The organism is Actinoplanes sp. NPDC048967, assembly GCF_040649415.1.
In the GTDB taxonomy this organism is placed as follows: Bacteria; Actinomycetota; Actinomycetes; order Mycobacteriales; family Micromonosporaceae; genus Actinoplanes.
In genome coordinates this window covers 864215-878957 of the sequence record NZ_JBEZFL010000002.1, presented here as the reverse complement: position 1 = coordinate 878957, position 14743 = coordinate 864215, and the positions used below count along the sequence as shown (strand labels likewise).

The window sequence follows — 14743 nt, the reverse complement described above, 5'->3', positions numbered from 1 at the left end:
GATCCTCAGCCTTTCTTCTCGACGGCGGCCACGACGACGTGCGGACGGTCGCGGTCGCGCTGCCGCAGGGCGATCTCGATGGCCTCGTGGTCCCGGCCATCCACAGTGGAGGCGGTCCAGCCCGGGAACCGGCCGGCGATGCCGCCGGGCCAGCCGTGGGTGGACGACTGGTTGTCGATGACGATCGCGGTGAGCTTGTCCAGCCGGGCGGCGGCCGCGTACGCGATCGCCTCATGGTTGGCACCCTCGTCGAGCTCGGCGTCGCCGAGCAGCACGAACGTCCGGGCGTCGAATCCCTGCGCCCGCAGGCCCAGGGCGGTGCCGACGCCGAGCCCGAGCCCGTGCCCCAGCGAGCCGGTGCCGATCTCCACGCCCGGGATCAGCACCCGGTCGGGGTGGTGGCCGAGCGGGCTCCGCGGCCCGCCGAGATCATCGAGCCAGTCGACGGGAATGAACCCCTTCGCGGCGAGCACGGCGTAGTAGCCGGCGGGCCCGTGCCCCTTGGAGAGCAGAAACCGGTCCCGGTCCGGCGCTTCCACGGTCTCGGGCGTGACCCGCAGGACGCGGTCGTAGAGCACCCAGAGCACATCAAGCGTCGAGTACGCGCTGGGTGCGTGCTTCTCGTCACCGGTCAGCCGGGTCAGCAGAGTGCCCAGCAGATCTGGATTTACCGCTGTCGTAGTCATAGGCTCACTCTGCAAGTTAAAGTTCACTTCAACTCAAGGATGTCGGCAGTGGAGCTCCTCACCATCGGCGACATGGCCGCTCGCAGCGGCGTGGCCCAGTCGGCGCTGCGCTACTACGAACGCGAAGGCCTCATCCGGTCGACGCGCACGGGCGGCAACCAGCGCCGGTACGAGCGGCACGAGCTGCGCCGGATCGCCTTCATCCGGATCGCCCAGCAGGTGGGGGTGTCCCTGGACGAGATCCGGGAGGCGCTGGCGGAGCTACCGGAGAACCGCACCCCGACAAAGGCGGACTGGGCCCGGCTGTCGGCAAGATGGCGGCGCAAGCTGGAAGCGCGCATCGCGATGATGGAACGGCTGCGCGATCAGCTGACCGGCTGCATCGGGTGTGGGTGCCTGAGCCTGAGCCGCTGCAAACTGATCAACCCGGAGGACCGCCTGGCCGCCCGCGGCGCAGGCCCCCAAATGATCATTAATCCGCCGGCCTGACGGTGGCTCGAGTCGGCTGATATCGGCCGTCCGGCGGAGGCGTCAACATTGCGGGCGGGCCTACTGTCCGGGAGTGATGGTCTCATTGCAGATTGTCGCTGCTGAGTCGACGTCCTGGGCGGACCCTGTCGCCGCTCTGGCGGCCGCGGCCGCTGCGCTGATCACCGCGTTCGCCCTTTTCTACCAGGCGAAAGCTCTGAAGGAGGAGCGCAAGACCCGGCGCGACGAGGACAAGCGATTCCGCGAGGAGCAGGAGGCGGCGCGCGACGCGCAGGCTCGTGCGGTCGTCCTGCACGACGTTCTGCTGGTCGGAAGCGATCGGCTCGGCCTCACCGAGTATCGAGTCATGCTCGGCAACTACGGCTCTGCGCCGATCACAGACGTGGCCGGCCATCTGCAGCGGGTGGAGGACGGCCGGACGGATCTTGATCAGGTGGTGCGCCGGCCGGTGCTGGTCGCCGGAGCGGCCGATTCGCTGGCCTGGGACCTCCGCCCCTACGAAATGCCGTGGCCTTCCACCGCCGACGCCTACGCGAGGGCAGCCACCTTCACGCCACGAGCGGACTTCACAGACGTCTACGGCATCCGGCGAACCTGCGCGTTCACCCGCCCAGCCGGGCAACCCGTCAGGCTGGAGGATCCCGACCAGGCTCGACCTCAGGTGCGCTGATCCACTGCCTTGGCCGCCTCTTCAACCTTCGCCCAGTGGTCCTCCCGGGCGGCCGTGTCGATCGGGTCCGCATATCCCGCCGCCACGCCGGTCCGGCCGTCGAGCTGCTCGCGCAGAATGTCGGCATGGCCCGCGTGCCGGGTGGTGTCGTTGAGCACGTGCACGATGATCGCGAACAGCTTCACATTGGGCCGCGGCCACCACGGCACGTGCCCCGGTGCGTCGAGGGGCAGCTCCTTGACTGTGCTGTCCGCGTGGTCGCAGGCGCGCCGGTAGAAGTCGACGACCTGGTCCCGGGTCTCCTCCGGGGTCACCCACAGGTCGCTGCCGTCCGCGTCCTGCCACCGGGGCAGCGACTCCGGGAACGGCCGGCCGAAGATCTCACCGAGGTAGCGGGCCTCCCAGGTGGCCATGTGCTTGACCAGGCCGAGGAGGTTGGTCCCGGTTACCGTCAGCGGGCGGCGGATGTCGTATTCGGAGAGGCCGTCGAGCTTCCAGACCAGGGCCTGGCGGGTGAACTGGAGCTCTTCGAGCAGGGTGTCCTTGACTGCGTCCACTCAGGCGACCCGGGGGATCGGCAGGATGCTCATGCTCACGTCGCCGGTCTGGTCCGGAGACGGGGCGGTCCTCGTACTCGCCTCGGCGACGACGGTGGCTTCTTCCGGGGTGCCGGTCGAAGAAACGATGTCGGAGAGGAGCGCAGCCAGGCGGCCGATCTCTTCGGCGGCCAGGCGGAAGGAGCCTCGGCAGACCGGGCCGGCCCAGAGGGACACGACCATGACGCCGCGGTCCTGGTGGTAGCTGACCCGCATGGTGCGGTCGTCGCCGCGTACATCCTGGAAGACGTCGCCGACGGTCGGCATCGGAAGCACCTCACCCATACGGCCAGCTTGCCGCAACGACGAGCCGGAGGGAAGGCCACGGGTGGACCCCGCAAATTGTTCTCGATCGGCGGCAACCCGGCAGCTGCGGTTGGCGTATGCCCGGATGTAAGCGCTCATCACACCATCCGGGGGAACCTGACATGTCTGCTCGCCACCGTCTGCTGCTGCCCGTAGCCGGCCTCCTGTTCGCACTCACCGCATGCGGTTCCACTCCCGCTCCGATCGCGGCGGCCCCGCCGTCGACGGCTCCGACCACAGCGGCCCCGACCACGGAGGCCACGAAGGTGCCGGACACCAAGTCTCCGACGGGTCCCGTTGCCACCGAGGCGGCGAACGGCGTCGAGTGCCCACCGGCCAAGACCCTGGAGCGGGTGGCCCGGGACCGGGGCGTGCCGACGAACGAGTCCCTCCCGGAGAACTGGAACTTCGTTCAGGTGAAGTGCTGGAAGGACTGGGCGACGGCCGGCGTGAAGGGCCCGAACACCGGCGACGGCGTCTACCTGTTCCAGTACCGGGCCGGCTCGGGCTGGCGGTACCACAGCCAGGGCAGTGGCTACCACTGCGAGGACCTCGGCATCAAGGAGGACGCACCATTCTGTGACGCCTCCTGACCCCAGCTGACGGGGGCACGGTCATGATCCAGACCGATTACGGTGGGCGGCACAGTCGGCACGGGGAGCAGATGCCAAGCATGTCGCAATCGAGAGACGAGATGTTCGCGGACTTCGTGCGAACCCGGTCACCGGCGCTGCTGCGGACGGCGTTCCTGCTGACCGGTGACCGGCACCTCGCCGAAGACCTCGTCCAAGAGGCGCTGGCCCGTACCCATCGGGGCCGGCATCGGCTGGACGACCCCGGGCACTTCGAGGCCTACACCCGCACGGCCATGTACCACCAGCAGGTGAGCCGGTGGCGACGCCGCAGACCGGCCGAGTCGCTGCCGGGCGAGCTGGCCGACGTGGTCCAGCCCGGCAGCGACCACGCCCGGCGTACCGATCTCAAACTGGCCCTGCACGACGTCCTGGCCCAGCTCACCCGGCGGCAACGAGCCGTGCTGGTGCTGCGGTACTTCGAGGATCGCAGCGAGGCCGAAACCGCGGAACTGCTGCACTGCTCGGTCGGCACGATCAAGAGCCAGACCAGCAAGGCGCTGGCCCGCATGCGGCAACTGGCACCCGCCCTGATCTCGGCCGAGATGGAGGAAGCGTCATGACCGACAACCTCGGCCCGCTGCGTCGAGCCATGTCCGACTTGGCCGAGCACGGCGGAACCACCGACATGTACGAGCGCACGCTGCACCGGTCACGCCAGGTACAACGACGTAACCGCATCGCCACCGGCGCCGCGGCGGCCGTGGTGGTGTTCGCCGTCGCCGGCGCCGCACCCTTCCTCATCGGCAGCCGCCAGCAACCGCTGATCCCGGCCGCGACCGCGACGCCGCCGTCCAGCACCACGCCCACCTCGGCCGTGCCCAGCACCACCGAGCCTTCATCGAAGGTGCCGAAGTCCACCCCCACCAGTGAGCGCCCCCAGTACCCCGACTGTCCCTCGCCGAAATCGCTCGAGCGGATCGCCCGCGACCTGCCGCCGGACGAGGCCTTGCCGGACAACTGGCATTTCCCCGCCTCGACCGTGGAGTGCTGGCGAACCTGGGCCACGGCCGCCCCGGAAGGTCCAGGCCGGGGCGACGGCGTCTATCTGTTCCGCTACAGGTCGGATACGGGGTGGCGCTATCACAGCCAGGGCAGCGGCTACCAGTGCGCGGAGCTGGGCATCACCAGCGGCAGCCCACCGTTCTGCAGCAAGGACTGAGCCTCGATGCGTGGATCGGCTCGGGCGAGATCGACGGGCCGAGGCCGGGGCTGAGACGAGTGCTGAGCGGAGGGCGTGGGATTCGAACCCACGGAGACGCGGAACGCCTCACCGGTTTTCAAGACCGGCGCCATCGGCCACTAGGCGAGCCCTCCCGTACGGCGGCACTCAGTCTGCCAGATCCAGGCGCGCGGGGACGGAAGGGACGGGCCGCCCTGCGCGCCGCCGCCTGAGCGAAACTTATATTAACTCTCTTAACAGGCATCTGAGCTGCGCAAACCTGCCCTCAAGGTGGAGCGGCAGCGGTTGACACGGCATCGACCCGCATGTTTATTGTTCGCTGCCTTTCCTATCCCGGCCAGGCCCCCCACCTTCGGTCAAGGGAGTCCCCCACCATGCCCGTCCCCGGAAGAAGGACCGCGCTCGCCGCCGCCGTAGTACTCGCGGCCGGCGCCGGCATCGTGCTCGCCCCCAGCGCGTTCGCCGCCAATGAGCAGGTCAACATCTACCTCACCACCACCACCAGCGACAGCGGCGGCCGCACCGTCGCCCGCGGCCTCCAGCAGCAGACCCCGATCGCCTTCGCCGGCAGCACCGGCAGCGCCACCCAGACGATCACCGTCAACGAGAACACCACCTACCAGCAGTTCGAAGGCGCCGGCGCCTCGTTCACCGACACCGCTGCCTGGCTCATCAACGGCAGCGGCGCGCTTTCCGCAGCCACGCGCAACGACGTGATGACCAAGCTTTTCAGTCCCACCGCCGGCATCGGGGTCAGCGCCACCCGCAACGTCATGGGTTCCTCGGACCTCGCCCGGTCCAGCTACTCGTACGACGGGACCTGCTGCGACGTCAACGACTTCACGCTGGCCCGGGATGTCGACGTGCTCGCCCTCACCAAGCAGGCTCGCAGCCTCAATCCCAACCTGGTCGTGATGGCCTCGCCCTGGTCCGCGCCCTCGTGGATGAAGGACAACAACAACTACGACCAGGGGTACCTCAAGGCCGAGTACTACAAGGCGTACGCGCAGTACTTCGTCAAGTACATCCAGGGGTACGCGGCTCAGGGCGTACCGGTCAATTACGTCACCGAGCAGAACGAGCCCGGCTGCTGTCCCGGCTATCCCTCCATGCAATGGAGCGTTTCCGGTCTGCAGTCGTTCGCCAAGAACGACCTGCTCCCGGCCCTGCAGGCTGCCGGGCTCAGCACCAAGCTGCTGGTGCACGACTGGAACTACAGCGATTACGACACCTGGGGCGCACCCCTGGTCAATGACGCCGCGATCCGCAACCACCCGAATTTCGGCGGCGTCGGGTGGCACGGTTACGGCGGCGATCCGAGCAAGGCCACCACGGTACGCAACCAGTATCCGGCCATGAACCAGTACTTCACCGAGCACTCCGGGGGCACCTGGGTCGGCAACCAGCAGGCCGAGGACATGAACAACCTCATCGACTACACCCGCAACTGGGCGCGGTCGTGGACCAAGTGGAGCCTCGCCGTCGACCAGAACATGGGGCCGCACAACGGCGGCTGCGGCACCTGCACCGGCCTGGTCACCGTGCACAACGGGGACGGCCGTAGCGGGCAGGTCGACTACACGATCGAGTACTACACGATGGGTCACCTGACCAAGTTCGTGAAGCCCGGCGCGGTGCGCATCGACTCCACCGCGAACGCGACCGTCAAGAACGTGGCGTGGAAGAACCCGGACGGGTCCAAGGCGCTGATCGCGTACAACACCAGCGGCAGTGCGCAGACGGTCAAGGTCAATTGGGGCGGGCAGTCCTTTGTGTACAGCCTGCCGACCCGGACGTCGGCGACTTTCACCTGGGGCGGGACCCAGGGCGGGGGTACGCCGCCGGCCACGCGTACCGGTGCGATCTCGGGTCTGGGCGGCAAGTGCCTGGACGTGACCGGAGGCTCGACCGCCAACGGCAACCTGCCGCAGCTCTGGACGTGCACCGGTGGCCCCAACCAGACGTGGACCGTCGGCTCCGACAACACCGTCCGCGGCCTCGGCAAGTGCCTTGATGTGTCGAACAACTCAACCGCCGACGGCGCCGCGGTGCATCTCTGGGACTGCATCGGCACGGTGGCCAGCCAGAAGTGGACCGTCAGCAACGGTTCGCTGGTCAACGCGGCTTCCGGCAAGTGCCTCGATGTCAAGGACAACAACACCGCCGACGGGGCGAAGCTGCAGATCTGGGCGTGCACCGGCGCCGCCAATCAGAGGTGGACCGTACCGGCGTAAGCCGCCCGATCGGGGGTACCAGGCGGGCACCCCCAAGAGACGGAAGGCCCGCGGGTGGCGGTGGGTGCCACCCGCGGGCCTTCTCCTGTTTTTGTCGTACGTGTCGGGCAAGCTGATACCCATGCACGCGATCACGATCGAAGACCCCGGCGGCCCCGAAGCTCTCGTCTGGGCCGAGGTGCCGGACCCGTCCCCGGCCGCCGGCGAGGTGGTCGTCGAGGTGACGGCCGCGGCGGTCAACCGGGCCGACGTGATGCAGCGCCAGGGCCACTACCCGCCCCCGCCCGGCTCTCCGCCCTATCCCGGCCTCGAATGCTCCGGCGTGATCACCGCGATCGGCGCCGACGTGACCGGCCACCACGTGGGTGAGCGCGTCTGCGCGCTGCTGGCCGGCGGCGGCTATGCCGAGCAGGTGGCGGTGCCCGCGGGCCAGCTCCTGCCGATCCCGCAGCAGATGTCCGTGCAGGAGGCGGCGGCACTGCCCGAGGTCGCCTGCACCGTCTGGTCGAACGTGGTCGACATCGCCCGGCTGCGCAAAGGCGAGACGTTGCTCATCCACGGCGGGGGCGGCGGCATCGGCACCTTCGCGATCCAGCTCGGCCAGGCCCTGGGCGCCCGGGTGCTGGTCACTGCCCGCGAGGCCAAGCATGAGCAGCTGCGCGCCCTCGGCGCCGACCTGGTGATCGACTACACGTCGGCTGATTTCGTTGCGGAGACCCGGGAAGCCACCGGCGGCCGGGGCGTCGACGTCATCCTGGACATCATCGGCGCGAAATACCTGGACCGGAACGTGGCCGCGCTGGCCCCGGACGGCCGCATTGCGATCATCGGCCTGCAGGGCGGGCGGCGCGGCGAGCTCGACCTGGGTGCGCTGATGGCCAAGCGCGGCTCGGTGTCCGCAACGACCCTGCGGGCGCGACCGGCCGCCGACAAGGCCCGCATCGTCAAAGGCGTGCGGGAGCGGGTCTGGCCGCTGGTCGATGCGGGGGCGATCCGCCCGATCATCGACCGGACGTTCCCGATGGCGGAGGCCGCGGCGGCCCACCGCCTGATGGAGAGCAGCGACCACCTGGGCAAGATCCTGCTGCTCCCCTGAGCGGGGGTCAGACCTGGGAAGGCCGCGGTGCGGGTTGCCGGCGGCGCGGGTGCGGGCGGGGAAGGGTGGCAGCGGGGGCTCAGACCTGGAAGGCCGCGGTGCGGATTGCCGGCGGCGCGGGTGCGGGCGGGGAAGGGTGGCAGCGGGGGCTCAGACCTGGAAGGCGGCGATGCCGGAGAAGACGCGCACCCGCCAGGTGCAGTCGGCCGAGGTGTTGACCTTGAAGAAGCCGTTGCGGGCACCCGCGTGGCCGTTCAGGGTCAGGGTGCCGGTCGGCTTGGCGCCGTGGACGTACTCGGAGCCGCCGCCCTGGCCGGTCCACGCCAGGTGGACGAACGGCGATCCCTCCTGCGGGCACGTCCACGAGAAGATCGCCTTGTAGTCCTGGGTGGGAATCCGGATCGTCGGGCTCTGCCACGCACCGGTCTGCTGCGACCAGCCGGCGATCTCCCGCGAGCGGCGCTGGAAGACCTGCACCGCGTCCAGCCGGGCGGCGTTCCGGCGGCTCGTCGAGCCCGCGTAGACGGCCTTCCACGTGCCGGTGGTCTGCGCGACGGCCCGGTGGCTGAAGTGCCCGGCGTCCGTGGTCGTCGCGAAGCCCTGATACGTGAACGAGTTCGCCGGCGTCCCGTTCGCGTGGAAGTAGAAGTCGACCCGGGCCTGGTTGCCCCGCGCGGTCCGCCACACCCGGCCGGCCAGGGTGACAGCCTCGCCCTTGGCCACCGGCTCCGGCGCCGCATCAAAGGTCATCCGCACCGCCGCCGGCGCCGCACCGGGTGTCATCGGCATCGCCGCCGCGTCGCGGTTTGTGTGCACCGCGGCGCGTGCCGCATCCAGCGTCTGACGGGCCTCCGCGGGCGCCGCATCGGGCCTCATCGGCACTGCCGCCGCGTCAGGGTTCGTGTGCACCGCGGCGCGTGCCGCATCCAGCTTTTGACGGACGGCCGCCGGCGCCGCGTCGAGCTTCTGATGCGCCGACCCCGGCGTGGCCTGGGCGGGCAGCGCCTGGCCAGGAAGCACCGAAGCTACAACAGTCACAACGGCAAGCACGGCGGAACGGCGCATCAGGGGGACTACCTCTCACCAACATCAGGGGGATTTGTCCGATTTTGACAGGTCCGATCCCCTGAAGCAATCACCCGCTCACAGCAGCCGGCGCGGCCCCGGCCCCGCCCGCCCGAGCTCATCGTCCGGGTTGATCAACGGGCACCGGTCGATCGACATGCACCCGCAGCCCACGCACCCCGTGAAGTCGTCCCGCAGCTGTTGCAGGTGACGCATCCGCTGGTCGAGCTCCTCCTGCCAGCACTGCGACACCCGGGCCCAGTCCTCCCGGTTCGGCGTCCGGTTGTCCGGCAGCAGCGCCAGGATCGCCCCCACTTCCTTCAGTGGGATGCCGACCCGCTGGGCGATCCGGATGAACGCCACCCGGCGCAGCGCGTCGCGGCGGTACCGGCGCTGGTTGCCGGCCGTGCGCCGGCTGCTGATCAGGCCCTGGCGTTCGAAGAAGTGCAGAGCCGACACCGCGACGCCGCTGCGGGCCGCCAGTTCCCCGACGGTCAGCTCCATCCGACGCCACCTCCCAGCTCGCTGCTTGACCTCAACATTAGTTGGGGTTTTAGCGTCGGTGCCGTCACCGCACCGACCGAGGAGGACCCCATGTCAGCACATCCGCTCCGCGTCGCCGTCATCGTCGCCAGCACCCGGGAAGGCCGCTTCGGGCCCACCGTCGCCGCCTGGTTCGCCGGCGAGGCCGCCGGCCGCACCGACGTGGACGCCGAAATCATCGACCTGGCCGGAGCCGGAGCCGGAGCCGGAGCCGGATCGGTCACCGCGCGGCTAGCGGCGGCCGACGCGTTCGTGGTCGTCACGCCCGAGTACAACCACAGCTATCCCGCGCCGCTCAAGGCCGTGATCGACAGCCACTCAAGGGAGTGGCACGCCAAACCCGTCGGCTTCGTCTCGTACGGCGGGTTGTCCGGTGGGCTGCGCGCCGTCGAGCACCTGCGACCGGTCTTCGCCGAGCTGCACGCCGTCACCGTGCGCGACACCGTCAGCTTCCACGGCGGCCGGTCCTGCTTCGGCCCGGACGGCCGGCCCCTTGATCCGCGCGAGCCGGGCGCCGCCGCGCATCGGCTGCTGGACCGCCTCACCTGGTGGGGCATCACCCTGCGCGATGCCCACCAGGCTCGCCCGTACGTGACGGCCTGAGGTGGCGATCATGCGAATCGGCGAGGAGTTCCCGGACCCGGCCCGCGGTGATGCCGGCTTCGTGGTGTCCGGCGAGTGGGCGGCGGGCAGCGCCGATCGGCTGGTGGCGGCCGCGGATGCCGTCATTGCCGCTCGGCGGAGTGCTCCGTGGCCGGAGGGGCTGCTGGCGTACTCGTTGTTCATCGACGCGGACGGCGACCTGCTGCGTGACTACGCACAATGGACGGATGAGGCCGCCGCCGGCCCGGTCCGGCGGGACCACGTCGCGTATCACCTGTACCGGGGCAGCAGGTCAAACGAAGGCACGCCCCCGGGCGCGATGGTTGCTGTGCGGGTCGACACGGACGACGACGCGGTCGCGCGTACCTGGGTGGACGCGGTTTTTGCCGCCCTGGACCAGGACACGGCCCTGCCCGCCGGTGGGCTGGGCGCGTTCTTCCACGTCAGCACCGACGGCCGGCACGTGCTCAACTACGCCGAATGGGTCAGCGCCGACGCGCATCGCAAAGCCCTGGCGGCCACCGGCCGCGGGATCTCGTCCGGGCCGTTGTGGGACAAGGTCCAGACCATGCCGGGGGTACGCCACCAGAGCGTCACCCGCTACCACCTCTACCGAACGCTGACCGCCTAGCCTGAACCCATCATGAGCGCACGACTGAAAGCCATCGCCCGCGAGACCGTGGAGATCGCCGAGCGGGGCTGGTACCGCGATCCGCAGGGCGCCGAGGTGCGCGTCGACGCCGGGCCCGCGATCGCCGGCACCCGGCTCTACCTGCCCACCGACGAGCTCCCCGAGGGCGGGCCCGCGGTGGCCGGGCGCGTCGAGGTCACCGGTGAGTCCACCCTGGCCGCCGCGCGACGCCTCGGTGGTGACGTCGCGGCGCTGGTCTTCGCCTCGGCCCGGAGCCCGGGCGGCGGTTTCCTCAACGGAGCCCAGGCCCAGGAGGAAAGCGTTGCCCGCAGCTCGGCGCTGTATCCGTGCCTGCGCGCGGCCGGCGAGTTCTACGCGTTCCACCGGGCCCAGGCCGAGCTCACCTACACCGATCGGGTCATCTACTCACCGGGCGTGCCGGTCTTCCGGGACGACCAGGCGACGCTGCTCCCGCCGTACCCGGTCACGTTCCTCACCGCGGCCGCGCCCAATCTCGCCGCCCTCCGGGGCAATCAGCCGGAGCTGGTCGCCGAGGTCCCCGCGATCCTGCGCCGCCGGGCGCGGCGGGTCCTCGCCGTCGCCGCCGCGCACGGCCATCGCCGGATCGTGCTGGGCGCCTGGGGTTGCGGGGTTTTCGGCAACGACCCCGCGACGGTGGCGGCCGCCTTCGTCGCGGCGCTGACGGCTCACCCCATGGAGCACGTTGTCTTCGCGGTCCTGGGCCCGAACCGGGACGAGTTCACGGCTGCTTTTCCAGCTGCCGGAAGATAGCGTCGCGGACCTCCGCCTCGGTGGGCATCGGCACCCCCTCGGTCGCCGAGAGCTGCCGCAGTGAGGTCATCGCCACGTCGTCGAGGCTGCACGCCACGAACGAGTCGAAGACCGACAGGTCCGGGTCGATGTTGAGGGCGAAGCCGTGGCTGGTCACGCCGCCGCGGATGCGCATGCCGATCGAGACCAGCTTGCGGCCGTCCGGCGTCCACACGCCGACCAGGCTGGGCGAGCCCTTCGGCGTGTCCCGGCGGATCGTGCGGAAGCCGAGCTCGGCCAGAGCCGCGATCAGGCTGTTCTCCAGCCACCGGACGACGTCGCCCGGACCGCGTTCGTGCAGGTCGATGACCAGGTAGCCGACCAGCTGGCCGGGACCGTGATAGGTCGCGTGGCCGCCGCGGTCGGCCGGCACGGCCGGGATCCGGGCCAGGTCGCCGGGCAGGTCGGTCAGCGGGGTCGTGTGCCCGTAGGTGATCACGGCCGGGTGGCTGAGCAGGAACAACCGGTCCGGTGCGGTGCCGGCCCGGCGTTCGGCCGTCCAGGTCGCCATCCACTGCATCGCCTGCTGGTACGGCACCTCACCCAGATCCAATCGCTGCATGTCCTCCAGTCTGCGCCGCCGAACGGCGTCGCTGCGATACTCGCCGGCATGACGGAACAGGGACCCCTGCGGATCGTGGCACTGGTCGAGATGGCCGCCGGGCACGCCGAGGCCGGCAGCCGGTACGAGGACGAGGTGCTGGCCCTGCTCGCCCGGTACGGCGGCACGGTCGAACGCCGGCTGCGCACCGCGGACGGCCGTTCGGAGGTGCAGATCCTGGCGTTCGAGTCCCGGGCCGGCTTGGAGGCTGTGCTCGCCGACCCGCAGCGGCTGGCATTGCGGGACGCCCTGGGTGACGCGGCTCCGACGACCCGGGTGCTCGAGGTGAGCGACGTACCGTGAAGACGTGGAATCCGTCTGGGACTACCCGCGCCCGCCGCGGCTCGAGCGCAGCGCCGCCCGCATCACCGTGGCACACGCCGGGGTGACTCTGGTCGACAGCGACCAGTGCTGGCGGGTGCTGGAGACCTCGCACCCGCCGGTCTACTACGTGCCCGCCGACGCCATTACCCCCGGCACCCTCGAACGGGCCCGGGGCAGCTCGTTCTGCGAGTTCAAGGGCACCGCCGGCTACTGGGACCTGGTCGTCGGCGAGACCCGGGTGGCCGACGCCGCCTGGTCCTACGAGCGGCCGTCACCCGCGTACGCCGAGCTGGCCGGAGCGGTCGCCTTCTATCCGAGCCGGGTGGACGAGTGCCGGGTCGACGGTGAGCTGGTCCGCCCGCAGGAGGGTGACTTCTACGGCGGGTGGATCACCTCGGACATCGCCGGACCGTTCAAGGGTGGTCCGGGGACGCGGGGCTGGTGAGCTCCCGGGCCTGCCGCAGGAAGGCGACCTCGGCGGCGTTGCCGGTCAGCTCGGTTGCCCGGGTGTAGGCGGCCGCCGCCTCCTCGGCCCGGCCCAGCCGTCTGAGCAGGTCGGCTCGGACCGCGTGGAACAAGTGATACTGACCCAGGTCAAGCGCCTCCACCAGCGGTAACGCGGCCGCCGGACCGGAAACCTCGGCCACCGCCACCGCGCGGTTCAGCGCCACCACCGGGCTGGGCGCGAGGGCCAGGAGCTGGTCGTAGAGCTGCACGACGGCGGGCCAGTCGGTCGCCGCCACGCTCGGCGCGGCGCTGTGCACGGCATTGATCGCCGCTTGCAGCTGGTACGGCCCGGGCTGTCCCTGACGTACGCATTCGCGGACGATCCGCTGCCCCTCGGCGATCAATGCCGGGTGCCACTGTGACCGGTCCTGATCGGCGAGCCGGATCATCGCGCCGTCCACAGTGGTGCGGGCCGGCCGGCGGGCGAGAATGAGCAGCTGCAACGCAAGCAGGCCCCGCACCTCCGGCTCCGCGGGCATCAGCCGGGTCAGCAGCCGGGTCAGCCGGACGGCTTCGGTGCACAGGTCGTCGCGGGTCAGCGTGGGGCCGGTGGCGGCCGCGTACCCCTCATTGAAGATCAGGTAGAGGACGGCCAGGACGGGCCGCAGCCGGCCCGGCAGCTCGGCGTCGCCGGGCACCCGGTACGGGATGCCCGCGTCCCGGATCTTGCCCTTGGCCCGGACGATGCGCTGGGCCATGGTCGGCTCCGGCACCAGGAACGCCCGGGCGATCTCCGCGGTGCTCAGCCCACCGAGCAGCCGCAGCGTCAGGGCGACCTGTGCCGGCTGGGCCAGCGCGGGATGGCAGCAGGTGAAGATGAGCCGCAGCTGGTCCGTCTCCTCCTCGGCCGGTGACGACGGGACGAGCATCGCGGCCTCGGCCTCCTTCGCGGCCCGGACGGACTCGCGCCGCAGCCGGTCGACGGCCCGGTGGCGGGCGGTGGTGATGATCCACCCGGCCGGGCTCGGCGGCACGCCCGCGGCCGGCCACTTCGCACTGGCCACGGTGAACGCGTCCTGCACCGCCTCCTCGGCGAGGTCGAGGTCGCCGAGGACCCGGGTCAGGACCGCGACCGCGCGGCCGTACTCGGCCCGGAAGACGTCGGTCAGTTCTGAAATGGCCGCACCTCCACCGGCAGGGTGGTGGCCGCCGCCATCCGCTCGCCCCACTGCAGGGCGGCGTCCAGGTCCGGGGCGGTGATGACGGTGAAACCGCCGACGAACTCCTTGCTCTCCAGGAAGGGCCCGTCGGTGAGCAGCACACCGCCGTCGCGGGCCCGGATCACCGTGGCGGAGCTCGGCGGGCACAACCCGGCGGAGAACACGAAAGCGCCGGCGTCCTGCATGTCCTGGGCGATTGCCGCCAGTTCGGCCATCACCGGTTCGAGTACCTCCGGCGCGGGTGGTGGTCCGTCCGGCTGATAGATGCTGAGCAGGTATGTCCTCACGTTTTCCTCCGCACGATGGATGACATATACACGTTCGGGGCACGCTCGGCGCGACACTCCGGGAGCGTTTTTTTTCGGTTCTTCATCACGTGGCGCCGAATGTGTGTTGGCATGGTCGACGGAATTACCTATATCGCCTGGGTTCCCATTGTCGCCGTTTCACGGATGACAACCGGCACGACGGCACCATCCGTCGCACCGAATTGGGATTCGCGTGAGAGCCCCGGGCCGAACTCGGAGGCTTCGCTGTCCCGTCCGTCCACCGGCCGCGTCCTGGCCGCCGGCGCCCTCGCGCTCGC

The 14743-nt window shown here is 70.4% G+C and carries 20 protein-coding genes and 1 tRNA gene; 12 read left to right on the top strand and 9 right to left on the bottom strand.

Annotated elements, in window-relative coordinates:
• Window positions 1–5: 5 nt before the first annotated feature.
• Window positions 6–686: a transketolase gene (locus AB0C12_RS10890; RefSeq protein ID WP_360546442.1), complete on the bottom strand. Its 681-nt coding sequence runs from the start codon at window positions 684–686 to the stop codon at window positions 6–8.
• Between the two features lie 39 nt (window positions 687–725).
• On the opposite strand from AB0C12_RS10890, the gene soxR (AB0C12_RS10885) reads away from it, so the two are divergent.
• Both soxR (AB0C12_RS10885) and AB0C12_RS10880 read left to right on the top strand, forming a co-directional pair.
• Window positions 726–1175: a redox-sensitive transcriptional activator SoxR gene (soxR, locus tag AB0C12_RS10885; RefSeq protein WP_360546440.1), complete on the top strand. Its 450-nt coding sequence runs from the start codon at window positions 726–728 to the stop codon at window positions 1173–1175.
• A gap of 73 nt (window positions 1176–1248) precedes the next feature.
• On the top strand, window positions 1249–1845 hold the full coding sequence (locus tag AB0C12_RS10880) for a hypothetical protein (protein ID WP_360546438.1): 597 nt from the start codon (window positions 1249–1251) through the stop codon (window positions 1843–1845).
• Here the strand turns inward: AB0C12_RS10880 and AB0C12_RS10875 are convergent.
• Entirely contained in the window at window positions 1833–2402 is a 570-nt protein-coding gene (locus AB0C12_RS10875; RefSeq protein ID WP_360546436.1) for a DinB family protein, read from the bottom strand. The two genes, AB0C12_RS10880 and AB0C12_RS10875, sit on opposite strands and share 13 nt — an antisense overlap.
• Window positions 2403–2726 (bottom strand): hypothetical protein, encoded by a 324-nt coding sequence (locus AB0C12_RS10870; RefSeq protein WP_360546434.1) that lies wholly within the window; start codon window positions 2724–2726, stop codon window positions 2403–2405. It lies immediately after the preceding gene.
• A 143-nt stretch (window positions 2727–2869) separates the two neighbouring features.
• Here AB0C12_RS10870 and AB0C12_RS10865 point away from each other — a divergent pair, with 143 nt between their 5' ends.
• The 3 genes from AB0C12_RS10865 (at window position 2870) to AB0C12_RS10855 (ending at window position 4541) form a co-directional block, all read left to right on the top strand.
• Entirely contained in the window at window positions 2870–3340 is a 471-nt protein-coding gene (locus tag AB0C12_RS10865) for a hypothetical protein (protein WP_360546432.1), read from the top strand.
• A gap of 80 nt (window positions 3341–3420) precedes the next feature.
• A complete protein-coding gene (locus AB0C12_RS10860; RefSeq protein ID WP_360546430.1) occupies window positions 3421–3942 on the top strand; it encodes a SigE family RNA polymerase sigma factor in 522 nt (173 codons plus the stop codon).
• Entirely contained in the window at window positions 3939–4541 is a 603-nt protein-coding gene (locus AB0C12_RS10855) for a hypothetical protein (RefSeq protein WP_360546428.1), read from the top strand. Before AB0C12_RS10860 ends, AB0C12_RS10855 begins: the two co-directional genes overlap by 4 nt.
• 67 nt (window positions 4542–4608) lie before the next feature.
• Here AB0C12_RS10855 and AB0C12_RS10850 read toward each other — a convergent pair.
• Window positions 4609–4696 (bottom strand) — tRNA-Ser (locus AB0C12_RS10850).
• A 240-nt stretch (window positions 4697–4936) separates the two neighbouring features.
• Between AB0C12_RS10850 and AB0C12_RS10845 the strand changes: the two genes are divergently transcribed.
• Both AB0C12_RS10845 and AB0C12_RS10840 read left to right on the top strand, forming a co-directional pair.
• Window positions 4937–6796, top strand: a complete 1860-nt coding sequence (locus AB0C12_RS10845; RefSeq protein ID WP_360546426.1) for a ricin-type beta-trefoil lectin domain protein — start codon at window positions 4937–4939, stop codon at window positions 6794–6796.
• Window positions 6797–6917: 121 nt separating this feature from the next.
• Window positions 6918–7892 carry an NAD(P)H-quinone oxidoreductase gene (locus AB0C12_RS10840; protein WP_360546422.1) on the top strand — a complete coding sequence of 325 codons (975 nt, stop codon included), beginning with the start codon at window positions 6918–6920 and terminating at the stop codon, window positions 7890–7892.
• 150 nt (window positions 7893–8042) lie between these two features.
• Here AB0C12_RS10840 and AB0C12_RS10835 read toward each other — a convergent pair whose 3' ends face one another.
• Together AB0C12_RS10835 and soxR (AB0C12_RS10830) are read right to left on the bottom strand one after the other, a co-directional pair.
• Window positions 8043–8681, bottom strand: coding sequence for a hypothetical protein (locus AB0C12_RS10835; protein WP_360546420.1), 639 nt, complete (start codon window positions 8679–8681; stop codon window positions 8043–8045).
• 354 nt (window positions 8682–9035) lie between these two features.
• The gene (gene soxR, locus AB0C12_RS10830) at window positions 9036–9461 is read right to left on the bottom strand and encodes a redox-sensitive transcriptional activator SoxR (RefSeq protein ID WP_360546418.1); all 426 of its coding nucleotides are present in this window, start codon (window positions 9459–9461) and stop codon (window positions 9036–9038) included.
• Between the two features lie 90 nt (window positions 9462–9551).
• Here soxR (AB0C12_RS10830) and AB0C12_RS10825 point away from each other — a divergent pair, with 90 nt between their 5' ends.
• Genes AB0C12_RS10825 through AB0C12_RS10815 form a run of 3 tightly spaced genes read left to right on the top strand, consistent with a single transcriptional unit; the run spans window position 9552 to window position 11526 of the window.
• Complete coding sequence (locus tag AB0C12_RS10825) at window positions 9552–10103, top strand: NAD(P)H-dependent oxidoreductase (RefSeq protein WP_360546416.1); 552 nt, start codon at window positions 9552–9554, stop codon at window positions 10101–10103.
• 10 nt (window positions 10104–10113) lie between these two features.
• The gene (locus tag AB0C12_RS10820; protein ID WP_360546414.1) at window positions 10114–10734 is read left to right on the top strand and encodes a hypothetical protein; all 621 of its coding nucleotides are present in this window, start codon (window positions 10114–10116) and stop codon (window positions 10732–10734) included.
• Between the two features lie 12 nt (window positions 10735–10746).
• Window positions 10747–11526 carry a TIGR02452 family protein gene (locus AB0C12_RS10815; RefSeq protein ID WP_360546412.1) on the top strand — a complete coding sequence of 260 codons (780 nt, stop codon included), beginning with the start codon at window positions 10747–10749 and terminating at the stop codon, window positions 11524–11526.
• Here the strand turns inward: AB0C12_RS10815 and lipB are convergent.
• Window positions 11495–12127: a lipoyl(octanoyl) transferase LipB gene (gene lipB / locus AB0C12_RS10810; RefSeq protein ID WP_360546410.1), complete on the bottom strand. Its 633-nt coding sequence runs from the start codon at window positions 12125–12127 to the stop codon at window positions 11495–11497. The two genes, AB0C12_RS10815 and lipB, sit on opposite strands and share 32 nt — an antisense overlap.
• A gap of 48 nt (window positions 12128–12175) precedes the next feature.
• Here lipB and AB0C12_RS10805 point away from each other — a divergent pair, with 48 nt between their 5' ends.
• Both AB0C12_RS10805 and AB0C12_RS10800 read left to right on the top strand, forming a co-directional pair.
• Window positions 12176–12469, top strand: coding sequence for a hypothetical protein (locus tag AB0C12_RS10805; protein WP_360546408.1), 294 nt, complete (start codon window positions 12176–12178; stop codon window positions 12467–12469).
• Window positions 12470–12473: 4 nt separating this feature from the next.
• Window positions 12474–12935 (top strand): DUF427 domain-containing protein, encoded by a 462-nt coding sequence (locus AB0C12_RS10800; protein WP_360546406.1) that lies wholly within the window; start codon window positions 12474–12476, stop codon window positions 12933–12935.
• Here AB0C12_RS10800 and AB0C12_RS10795 read toward each other — a convergent pair.
• Window positions 12904–14115 carry an RNA polymerase sigma factor gene (locus tag AB0C12_RS10795; protein WP_360547118.1) on the bottom strand — a complete coding sequence of 404 codons (1212 nt, stop codon included), beginning with the start codon at window positions 14113–14115 and terminating at the stop codon, window positions 12904–12906. The two genes, AB0C12_RS10800 and AB0C12_RS10795, sit on opposite strands and share 32 nt — an antisense overlap.
• A complete protein-coding gene (locus AB0C12_RS10790; protein ID WP_360546404.1) occupies window positions 14103–14444 on the bottom strand; it encodes a YciI family protein in 342 nt (113 codons plus the stop codon). Before AB0C12_RS10790 ends, AB0C12_RS10795 begins: the two co-directional genes overlap by 13 nt.
• Window positions 14445–14743 lie beyond the last annotated feature (299 nt).

Bases quoted from the DNA above. Each gene is read 5' to 3' on its own strand.
- lipB (WP_360546410.1), bottom strand. From the start codon at position 12,127: ATGCAGCGATTGGATCTGGGTGAGGTGCCGTACCAGCAGGCGATGCAG.
- AB0C12_RS10865 (WP_360546432.1), top strand. From the start codon at position 2,870: ATGTCTGCTCGCCACCGTCTGCTGCTGCCCGTAGCCGGCCTCCTGTTC.
- AB0C12_RS10835 (WP_360546420.1), bottom strand. From the start codon at position 8,681: ATGCCGATGACACCCGGTGCGGCGCCGGCGGCGGTGCGGATGACCTTT.
- AB0C12_RS10890 (WP_360546442.1), bottom strand. From the start codon at position 686: ATGACTACGACAGCGGTAAATCCAGATCTGCTGGGCACTCTGCTGACC.
- AB0C12_RS10815 (WP_360546412.1), top strand. From the start codon at position 10,747: ATGAGCGCACGACTGAAAGCCATCGCCCGCGAGACCGTGGAGATCGCC.
- AB0C12_RS10805 (WP_360546408.1), top strand. From the start codon at position 12,176: ATGACGGAACAGGGACCCCTGCGGATCGTGGCACTGGTCGAGATGGCC.
- AB0C12_RS10840 (WP_360546422.1), top strand. From the start codon at position 6,918: ATGCACGCGATCACGATCGAAGACCCCGGCGGCCCCGAAGCTCTCGTC.
- soxR (WP_360546440.1), top strand. From the start codon at position 726: ATGTCGGCAGTGGAGCTCCTCACCATCGGCGACATGGCCGCTCGCAGC.
- AB0C12_RS10825 (WP_360546416.1), top strand. From the start codon at position 9,552: ATGTCAGCACATCCGCTCCGCGTCGCCGTCATCGTCGCCAGCACCCGG.
- AB0C12_RS10855 (WP_360546428.1), top strand. From the start codon at position 3,939: ATGACCGACAACCTCGGCCCGCTGCGTCGAGCCATGTCCGACTTGGCC.
- AB0C12_RS10820 (WP_360546414.1), top strand. From the start codon at position 10,114: ATGCGAATCGGCGAGGAGTTCCCGGACCCGGCCCGCGGTGATGCCGGC.
- AB0C12_RS10870 (WP_360546434.1), bottom strand. From the start codon at position 2,726: ATGGGTGAGGTGCTTCCGATGCCGACCGTCGGCGACGTCTTCCAGGAT.
- AB0C12_RS10860 (WP_360546430.1), top strand. From the start codon at position 3,421: ATGTCGCAATCGAGAGACGAGATGTTCGCGGACTTCGTGCGAACCCGG.
- AB0C12_RS10845 (WP_360546426.1), top strand. From the start codon at position 4,937: ATGCCCGTCCCCGGAAGAAGGACCGCGCTCGCCGCCGCCGTAGTACTC.
- soxR (WP_360546418.1), bottom strand. From the start codon at position 9,461: ATGGAGCTGACCGTCGGGGAACTGGCGGCCCGCAGCGGCGTCGCGGTG.